This is a genomic window from Clostridium sp. (assembly GCF_032552055.1).
Classification (GTDB): Bacteria; Bacillota; Clostridia; order Clostridiales; family Clostridiaceae; genus Clostridium.
This window is the reverse complement of record NZ_JAWGSV010000112.1, coordinates 1-10034: the sequence shown is the minus strand read 5'-3', so window position 1 is coordinate 10034 and position 10034 is coordinate 1. Positions and strand designations below refer to the sequence as shown.

Below are 10034 nucleotides of genomic sequence, written 5' to 3'. Positions count from 1 at the left end.
GTATTGATCCTATTGTAGTAGCAAGCCAAATAGTTTCTAGCTTACAAACAGTTGTAAGTCGTAACTTAACTCCATTTAGCAATGTAGCTATAAGTATAAAAAGATTTCAAGCAGGAAACACTTGGAATGTAATACCTTCAAAAGCTGAACTTGAAGGGACAGTAAGAACATTCCAAAATGATGTTCGTGATATTATTCCAGGTTTAATGAAAAGAAATGTAGAGGGAATAGCCTCAGCCTTTTGAGCAAAGGTAGACTTTAGATGGTATCCATATGCATCATCTGTCTATAGTGATGAAAAATACACTAAAGTAGTAATAGAAGCTGCAACAGAATTAGGATATAAGGTTGTAGAAGCTAAACAAAGTGCAGGTGGAGAGGACTTTGCCTTATACCAAACTAAAATCCCAGGATATTTTTTATGGATGGGAGTTGGAGGAAGTAAGGAGTGGCATCATCCATCTTATAATTTGGATGAAGAGGCTTTGATTGTGGTTGCTAGGTATTTTGCTGCTTTGGTGAGAAAGGTATTATCATAGATTAAAGGAGTATATTGAGTGGTAAGAGGTTCTATCACCCAATATACTCTTTTATTAAATTAGAGAATGTTTTGTATTTATATCCTCAAACTAAGCAAGCTTAATATTTGGATTTTAGGTAAATAGTGTTATAATATGAAAATATAGTATAATATATACGATAAATATATATTGGGTATATTTAACTAGTTTTTAGGAAGATACTTAGGAAAGGGATAAAAATTATGTTTAGTAAAGAAAGTATTCCATTTGCGCCTAGTTTAATCGAATCAATGAGATCACTAGGTTATTCTTTTGAGTCTGCTATTGCTGATATTGTTGATAATAGTATAAGTGCAAATGCTAGTAAAATAGATATTAAAGTTTCATTAGGAAATAAGCCTTATATCATTATTTTCGATAACGGATGCGGAATGAATAAAAATGAAATTGAGGAAGCTATGAGATATGGAAGTAAAAATCCATTAGAAAAGCGAGAGGTAACTGATTTAGGACGATTTGGCTTAGGATTAAAATCAGCTTCTTTATCGCAATGTAGGAAATTAGTTGTAGTTAGTAAAAAAGATGGACAACTTTCATGTTATTCATGGGACTTAGACTATATAATTAAAAAAGCTTCTTGGTCAATGATTGGTTATACTAAAGAAGAAATACTTATGTTTCCAGAAATAGAAATGTTTAATGAGGTGGATACAGGTACGTATGTATTATTAGAACAATTTGATAGAATTAAGGAATCAACTAATGATTTGAATAAAACATTAACTAATAAAGTTGATAGTATGATTAATCACTTAGCATTAGTATTTCATAGATTTCTTGAAAGAAAGGTTGAAATTTCAGTAAATAATAAAAAGGTTGAAGGTAGAGAGCCGTTTTTAAGTAACCATAAAGGAACCCAGATAAAGAGAAGTCAAAATGTCAATATTAATGGATTTAATATAGTAGTAAAACCATATATATTACCGCATTTAAATAAGTTAACATTAAAAGATATCGAAAAGGTAGGAAGTAAAGAAAGTTTAAGAAACGAACAAGGTTTTTATATATATAGGAATGAGAGACTTATTATATGGGGAACGTGGTTTAGGCTAGAGAGAAAAGATGAATTAAGTAAGTTAGCAAGGGTAATGGTTGATATACCAAGTGATTTAGATTATATGTGGAATATTGATATAAAAAAGAGTTCAGCTAATTTACCGGATATTATAAAAAGGAGTCTATATAATTGTGTAATTGAATCGGTAGGGGGAAGTGAGGCTGTTCATACATACAGAGGAAGAAAAATTCAATCAACAGATATAAATCTAATATGGGAACGTATAGAAGTTAGAGATAATTATTATGAGTACAGAGTAAATAGGGATATTCCTCAACTAAAGATTTTAGAAGCATCACTTAATTTAAAACAATTAAAGTATCTGAATGAGATGATTACACAATTAGAAGAAAGGTTCCCTATAACTAATTTATATGTAGATGTAGCAAAAGGGAAAGTTGTAGAACAATCAGTAGAAGATGAAGAAAGAGTAGAAGAGTTATATATGCAGGTAAAAGAGCAAGTAGAATATGCGAAAGAAAGTGGCATGGATTATAAGATTATGGCAAAGGCTTTTATTTCAACTGAGCCATATTGCAATTTTAATCAGATAATAACTAAAATTAAGGAGGTATATGAGATTGAATAATGATCCAAAAGAATTTTTGTATAGTTTAGTTTTAACCACTATTATTAATGAAAAAACTGAGGAAGAGGATATTATTGATACATATATTGAACAGTATTCTATAATGCCTATGTTAATGGGAAAGGTAACTGAAGAAGATAAAAAGTACGTCAAAAACAGAATTACTGCTGAAAGATCTATAAAATTAAGCAAAGGATACGTTTTAGAGGGGGAAGAGAGACATCAAAAGTGGTTTCTAAGTAAAAAAGCAGAATTAAGTATGGCTTATTGGGATAGATATAGTAAGTATTTACTAGAAGAGAAACATTTTGCACATAACGTAGTTAATACTATGGATGAAATGTTAGATAATTTAACAGATCTTTTAGGAAATCCAGATATAGAGGGACAGTTTCAAAGGCGAGGATTGATTATTGGAGATGTTCAATCAGGAAAAACATCAAATTATACAGGGTTAATATGTAAAGCAGCAGATTCAGGATATAAAGTTATCGTATTATTGACAGGTGTTATTGAAAAGCTCAGAAAGCAAACGCAATCAAGAATAGATGAAGGTTTTGTTGGAATGGATAGTCAGGCATTGATGAAAGGAAAGAATGATAATATTATAGGTGTAGGAAATTATAATCCAAGCGTATATCCAGTTGTTTTTACAACGACAGAATTCGATTTTAAAACTAATTTAGCTAACACAGTTGGGATTAAGATTGGACAAGTAAATCAACCAATGATTTTTGTAATCAAGAAAAATGTTTCTACTTTGAGAAATTTAAATAAATGGTTAAAAATGTTTAATGCAAATGGAGAAGATAAAATTGACAGTTCAATATTAGTTGTTGATGATGAATCAGATAATGCATCTGTTAACACTAATAATGAAGATCAGAATCCTACAACAATCAATGGTAAAATACGTGAACTGTTAGCAATGTTTACAAGAGCAAGTTATGTAGGTTTTACAGCAACACCTTTTGCTAATATATTCATTGACCCAGAGACAAATGATTCAATGCAAAATGAAGATTTATTTCCAAAGGACTATATCTATTGCTTAAACGCACCAAGTAATTATATTGGAGCTAGAGATATTTTTGGGGAAGATGGAGAGCATAAAGGAATGTTAAGGAAAATTAATAAAGAAGTAATTGAGTTATATATTCCATATAAGCATAAAAATTGGCATATATTAGATGCAATGCCATCAGATATGATAGAAGCTATCGAGACATTCTTATTAGCTAATGTAATAAGAGATTTAAGAGGAGATATTAAAAATCATAGGTCTATGCTTATTAATGTTAGTAGGTTTACCAATATTCAAAATTCTCTTGCTGTTTTAGTAAATAATTATTTAAAAGAGATACAAGCTAGTGCAAGAATTTTTTCACAACTATCAGCAAGTGAAGCTTTAAATAATAGTGTATATTTTAGAAGTCTATATAAAACATTTGAAAGGCAATATTCTCATCTAGAGTTTACTTGGAAAGAGATTTCAAAACAACTATATAAGTCAATAGCACCAATAATTACAACTACAGTTAATAAAGATAATAGTAATGGCCTTAATTACGAAGAGTACGAAGAGGTAGGACTAAGAGCAATAGCAATAGGTGGTCTAAGCTTATCTAGAGGACTTACATTAGAAGGATTAATAGTAAGCTATTTTTATAGAAACTCAAAGATGTACGATACGTTAATGCAAATGGGGCGTTGGTTTGGATATAGAGGTGGATATGATGATCTATGTAGAATATGGATGGAGGAAGATGGGATAGAATGGTATAAGCAAATAAATAGAGCTACAGAAGAGTTAAGAAATGATCTAAAAAAGTATGATAAATCAGGAAGAACTCCAAAAGAATTCGGTATCAGAGTTAGGTCGGATGTTAATACTTTATTAGTTACAGCTAGAAATAAGATGAGAACAGCAAGTAATATGGAAGTCTGTATATCACTTAGTGGTGAGGTAATTGAAACACCATGCATTTATAATGATATTGCAATGAATGAATTGAATAAAGAGGCAGTAAATTCATTAAAAGAAAATCTATTAAAGAATTATAAAGTTAAGACATTAGGTAAAACAGTAGGATTCGGAGATGTTGATAAATCTTATATTACAGAATTTTTAAGAAATTTTAATGTTTCAGTACTTAATAATTGCTTTGATTGTGATAGTATAAAAGAGTTTATAGAAGGTTATGTAGGAGATGAATTAGAAAGATGGGATATTGCATTTGCTTCTGGAAGTGCAAAGAAAACTTTTTTTATTGATACTTTTGAAGCAAAAAAAGTAGAAAGAAAATATTTATTAGATAATGATAATAAAATAATTAAGTTATCAGGGAATAAGAAAAGATTAGGTAGTCCAAGCGATGGAATGTATTTCTTAAATGAAAGTCAGATAAAAGAAATACGAAGAGAATACGAAAAGGATAATGAAAAAAAAGTAGATACATTAAGTCAAAAAGCATATTTTAGATATGGGAAAAGAAATCCACTATTAGTAATATATTATATTGATTTAAGGACAGATAGAGAGTCGGAAGATTTTAGAAATACAAATGTATTAGAAGATATAGTAGGATTAAGCATTGGTATACCAAATCTATCTGGAAGTAATTCTCATTACGCAAGATACAAAATAAATAAGATTCAGAGAGAACTATTACAATTCGGAGATCTTAATGATTATGGAGATGATGAATAATGATAATAATGGATAAATTTGAAAGTGAAAAAGTAACTAGAACTTATAGACGAGTAGATGAAAACCATCCATTAGATATATATTTAGGATATTCTGAAGATAATTTTCCATCAATGAGCATTTATCTATATGGGAGACCTATCAAAGTAAATTCATCTAATGCGATACAAGTTGAGCTAAAAAAGAAAAATGAAACTAGTATTAACCTCACATTTAAATTATTAGACAAAGATAAAGTAACTATTTTTTATAAGTTTTGTGAAGATATTATTGAGTCTACAAGAAATGCAAAATGCTCATCATACTTAGCTTATATCATAGCAAGATGGAATAAATGGAGAAGCATGTTTAAAAGACAAAATGCAGAATTACTAACAGAGAATCAAGTTGTTGGATTAATTGGTGAGCTATTATTTTTGAGAGATTATATGATTACTACTTATGGAAAATCGGATGCCATTATGTCATGGGGCGGGCCAAGTAAAAGTCATAAGGACTATGAAATAAAGGATACTTGGTATGAAATAAAAACGGTGAGACAAGGGGCTTCAAAGGTTAAGATTAGTTCAATTGAACAGTTAGATTCGAATGTTGAAGGGAGTTTAGTATTATATTTACTAGAAGCAACTAATGAAAATGTTGAGGGAGCTATTAGTTTGAATCCATTGATTAACCAACTTTTTACTATATTTGAGGAATTTGAAATGATGTCTTTATTCCAATCAAAGCTCATTGAAGCTGGATATAGCTGTGAAGAAGAGTATGATAATTATAATTATAGATTCATAAGAAGAGATATCTACACAGTAAAAGATGGATTTCCTAGAATTTTAGAAAAAGATTTAATTGAAGGTGTCGTAGGTGTAAGTTATGATATTTCATTAGTAAATATTAAAAAATTTTTAAGGGTGAATTAGTATTATGAATATATATGAGTATAAAGAAGCAATATTGGGAGATATAAGAGTAGGGGCAGATGTAAATATAAGTGATCCAACTAGTGAATTTATAAAATATGCAACAGGATTACTTGAAACAGCTGAGGAATTTGAAGATTTTATTGAATCCTATTTTGAGGTAACAGGAAATAGAAATAAAAAGATGCAAATAGATGGATTTGCATATGATGAAGCTGATGAAAGTTGTATATTAGCAATATCAGATTTTACAAATTCAGGTGAATTAATATCTATAAATAATGCAGACATAGAGAAATTATATGGAAGGTTAGAGTCATATGTTAAACATGCTTTAAATGGTTTTATAAGAACTAGATGTGAAGAAAGTAGCGAGGGGTATGGATTTGCTAGAACTATAGAAGATAGATTTGAGAGAATTACTAAATTTAAGTTCTATATTTTAACTGATAAAGTTTTAAGTGATAGAGTTAAAACCATTAAATCTAAACCAATTGAAGGAAAGAATGTTGAAGTAAATGTATGGGATTTGAATAGGTTTTACAATTTAGTTAAGTCTAAAATGCAAAAAGAAGCCATAGAGATAAACTTATTTGATTATATGGATCAGGGGCTTCCATCCATCCTAGCTGTTGATTATGAAGAAGAACAATATAAATCATATTTAACTGCTGTTCCAGGAAATGTATTGGCAAATTTATATATTGAATATGGATCAAGATTATTGGAAGGTAATGTAAGATCATTTTTAAGTATTAGAGGAAAGGTTAATAAGCAAATTAGAGCAACTATTCTAAATAAGCCAGAGATGTTTTTTGCGTATAATAATGGTATTGCAGCAACAGCGACAGAAATAGAATCTGAAGTTAGTGAAAATGGTTTAGTAATTACTAAGTTAAAAGATTTACAAATAATAAATGGTGGACAAACTACAGCTTCAATAGCAAATGCAGTGCTTCAAGACAAAAAAGATGTTTCTAATATTATGGTTCCTATGAAGTTGTCGGTTGTAGATACAGAGACTGCAGAGGAGATTATACCAGTTATTTCACGTTGTGCAAATAGCCAAAATAAGGTGGATGAAGCTGATTTCTTTTCAAATCATCCATATCATATTAGAATGGAACAATATTCAAGAAAGATATTTGCACCGGCAGTAGACGGTAAGCAATATCAGACTATTTGGTTCTATGAGCGTGCTAGGGGGCAACATACACAAGAACAAATGAAGCTAACCTTGGCTGAGAGAAAGAAATATTTATTAAAAAACCCTAAGAATCAAGTTATAAAGAAAGTTGATCTTGCAAAATATATGAATACTTATGATGGACATCCAGATATAGTTAGTAAAGGAGCTCAGTATAGTATGAGAGAATTTGCTAGTAGGATTGATAAAGAGTGGAGTAAATCAGATGCATTTTTTAATGAGTATTATTACAAAAAAACGATTTCTTTAGGTATTGTTTTTAAGGAAACAGAAAAATTAGTTTCCAATTTAGATTGGTATAAAGAGATTAAAGCCTATAGAGCCAATATTGTAACATATAGTTTAGCAATAATTTTTAATTATATTAGGAGTAATATTCCCAATATGGCTTTTGATTTTAAACGTATTTGGAACAATCAAAAAATATATAAAGAATTAGAAGAACAATTAGTAATATTAACTAAGGAAGTATTTGACTTTATTACTAGAAAAGATAAGCTTACTATGAATGTAACTGAATGGTGTAAAAAAGAATTATGTTGGACACGTGCTAAATCTGAAAAGTGGACAATAACAAGAAGTTTTTTAAGTACATTGATTCCTAAAGAAGAAGAAAAGGCAGAAATAAAAGAAGAAATTAAAAATAGAAAAGTTGAAAATGAAATAAATGTAGAGATAGAAGTATTTAATCTTGGCGCAAAATATTGGAATGATATACTTACTTGGGGTTTAAAAAGGAATATTCTATCCCCTATGGAACAATCCATATTAAAAATTGCATCTAATATGGAATCATCAGGAAAATTTCCCAGTATAAAACAATGTTTAACGCTATTAAAACTAAAAGATAAAGCACGAGACGAGGGGTATAGTGCATAAGTGTAATATACTAAAATTAGATTTTTTATAGAAATTTTGATACAATTACAATGTAGATGAAGTTTGATTTTTGAAGGGTAGGACAAAATAGTGTTAAGAGTTGTAGAATCATTTAGCGGAATTGGAAGCCAAATAAAAGCATTAAAAAATATTAAAGTTGAACATGAAATTTTAGCAACAATAGATTGGGATATAAATGCAATTATTGCATATGATATTATTCACTATGGTCCACCTGTATTAGATGAATATAAAAAGATGACAAAAGATGAATTAGTAGATATTTTAAAAGATTATACATTGAGTAGTGATGGTAAATCACCAATGACTCTTGCAGGATTAAAGAGAATGTCTAAGATAGAATTAGAACATTTATTAGCTGCTATTAGGAGAAGTAATAATTTAACTAGTATCACAGATATTAAGGGAAATGATTTGCCAGAAGAAATTGATTTATTTACATATTCATTTCCTTGTCAGGATTTATCAATAGCAGGCGCTTGGCATGGAAATAATAGTGGTATTAATAGAGATGCAAATAACAGATCAGGTATGTTATGGGAAGTAGAAAGATTATTAGTTGAGAGAAGAGATTTAAATTTAAAACTTCCTAAGTTTTTGTTAATGGAAAATGTAAGTAATATATTATCAGCAACTCATAGGAAGAACTTTCAGGAGTGGCAAAGTATATTAACAGATATGGGATATTACAATGTAATATATAATTTAAATGCACAAGACTTTGGGATACCTCAGAAAAGGAAGAGAGTATTTATGTTAAGTGTTAAATGCAGAAATAATGATGAAAAGGCGTTGGTGGATGATTATTTTATAAATCATGACTTAGAAACTGATATTTATAGGCAAAAATTAAATATCCAACAAAAGAATATTAGAGAAATACTAAAACTTAATTATAATGAAGAGAGGTATAGATTAGAAGCAAACAATAGTCAACCTAATGATACTCCATCAAGAAGAAAAATATATGATGAGAATGATATAATTTATGATAATAGTAAATACATTAGTGTAATATCAACAATAACAACAAAACAGGATAGAAATCCCAATTCTGGAGTTATTGATTATGATAGTGGAAGAGTAGGTAAAAGTATTTTTAGGTACCTAACTCCACGTGAATGTTTTATGTTCATGGGATTCGATGAAGAGGATTATCAAAGATTAATAGAAAATGATTTTAATATTTCAAGTAATAGAAGTTTTTTTACATATAATAAATTGTACAAGCTAGCTGGTAATAGTATTGTAGTTAATGTTTTAGAGTATATATTTAAGCAACTTGACTATGTTAATAAGAATATACTAAAAAATTGAAAATAAGTATCTAGAGATAAAACTGTAAGTTTTATAAAAAAATATCTGAAAAAGAGTGCTCTTATCTAAAAGATGAGTTCTGTATTATACAGGAGTCATCTTTTTTGCATTTCATGAAACAGTAGCTAGTTTTATATTTATATAAAACTAGCTACTGTCTCAAGTAAAATTATAGAAATAATTTCATGAATACTAAATAAAGATTTTCACGATGAAATTTTTACACAAAAACAAAAAATAGTATTTGTAAGTATTATTTTTATGTTTGTCTAGTTAATAAAATCTTCTACATTCCAAGAACACTTCCTATACCTCCGTTATATAATATCATACAAATAAAAGTAATCCGATAGTAAAAAGCAAAGACGAGAATAGTAAATTAATAAAAACTTGCAGAGAGAAATCCCCTTGGCTGTAAGGGATTTTAAGTAGATATTAATTGAAGTGCATCTCTGAGCTCTGAATCGAAATTTTAGTAGACTTCAGCGGGGACGCCTGTTATAGCGTTGAGGTATTTATGTACCAATAAATTAAGATGTCTCTTTACATAATTATGTATTATATAAAAGATAATTAGAGTGAAACCGTGGAAGTTTACTTCTGCCTCTAAGTTTTTAGAGGTAGGAGTTTTTTTATTTATTAGATATCTAAAGATAAAGACAGAGAATCATTGTATTTATATTCAACTTATGGATGATTCTTATTAAGTGGACAATCGGGAAGTTTTATAAAATTTAGAGTTATTTTCATTAACAT

The 10034-nt window shown here is 28.9% G+C and carries 6 protein-coding genes and 1 pseudogene; all 7 read left to right on the top strand.

Features of this window, described 5'->3' with window-relative positions; all coding sequences use genetic code 11:
* Positions 1-245: peptidase dimerization domain-containing protein (locus tag E6248_RS09015; RefSeq protein ID WP_316340487.1), on the top strand; the 245-nt coding region annotated here is incomplete at its 5' end.
* 18 nt (positions 246-263) lie between these two features.
* Positions 264-539 (top strand): annotated as a pseudogene (locus tag E6248_RS16410) (M20/M25/M40 family metallo-hydrolase); the annotation flags it as partial.
* A gap of 224 nt (positions 540-763) precedes the next feature.
* On the top strand, positions 764-2227 hold the full coding sequence (locus E6248_RS09010; protein WP_316340486.1) for an ATP-binding protein: 1464 nt from the start codon (positions 764-766) through the stop codon (positions 2225-2227).
* Positions 2220-4937, top strand: coding sequence for a Z1 domain-containing protein (locus tag E6248_RS09005; RefSeq protein WP_316340485.1), 2718 nt, complete (start codon positions 2220-2222; stop codon positions 4935-4937). Before E6248_RS09010 ends, E6248_RS09005 begins: the two co-directional genes overlap by 8 nt.
* Positions 4937-5854, top strand: coding sequence for a PD-(D/E)XK motif protein (locus E6248_RS09000; RefSeq protein ID WP_316340484.1), 918 nt, complete (start codon positions 4937-4939; stop codon positions 5852-5854). Before E6248_RS09005 ends, E6248_RS09000 begins: the two co-directional genes overlap by 1 nt.
* Positions 5855-5858: 4 nt before the next feature.
* Positions 5859-7940, top strand: coding sequence for an AIPR family protein (locus E6248_RS08995; protein WP_316340483.1), 2082 nt, complete (start codon positions 5859-5861; stop codon positions 7938-7940).
* Between the two features lie 90 nt (positions 7941-8030).
* On the top strand, positions 8031-9278 hold the full coding sequence (gene dcm, locus E6248_RS08990) for a DNA (cytosine-5-)-methyltransferase (RefSeq protein WP_316340482.1): 1248 nt from the start codon (positions 8031-8033) through the stop codon (positions 9276-9278).
* Positions 9279-10034 lie beyond the last annotated feature (756 nt).

Bases quoted from the DNA above. Each gene is read 5' to 3' on its own strand.
- E6248_RS09010 (WP_316340486.1), top strand. From the start codon at position 764: ATGTTTAGTAAAGAAAGTATTCCATTTGCGCCTAGTTTAATCGAATCA.
- E6248_RS09000 (WP_316340484.1), top strand. From the start codon at position 4,937: ATGATAATAATGGATAAATTTGAAAGTGAAAAAGTAACTAGAACTTAT.
- E6248_RS08995 (WP_316340483.1), top strand. From the start codon at position 5,859: ATGAATATATATGAGTATAAAGAAGCAATATTGGGAGATATAAGAGTA.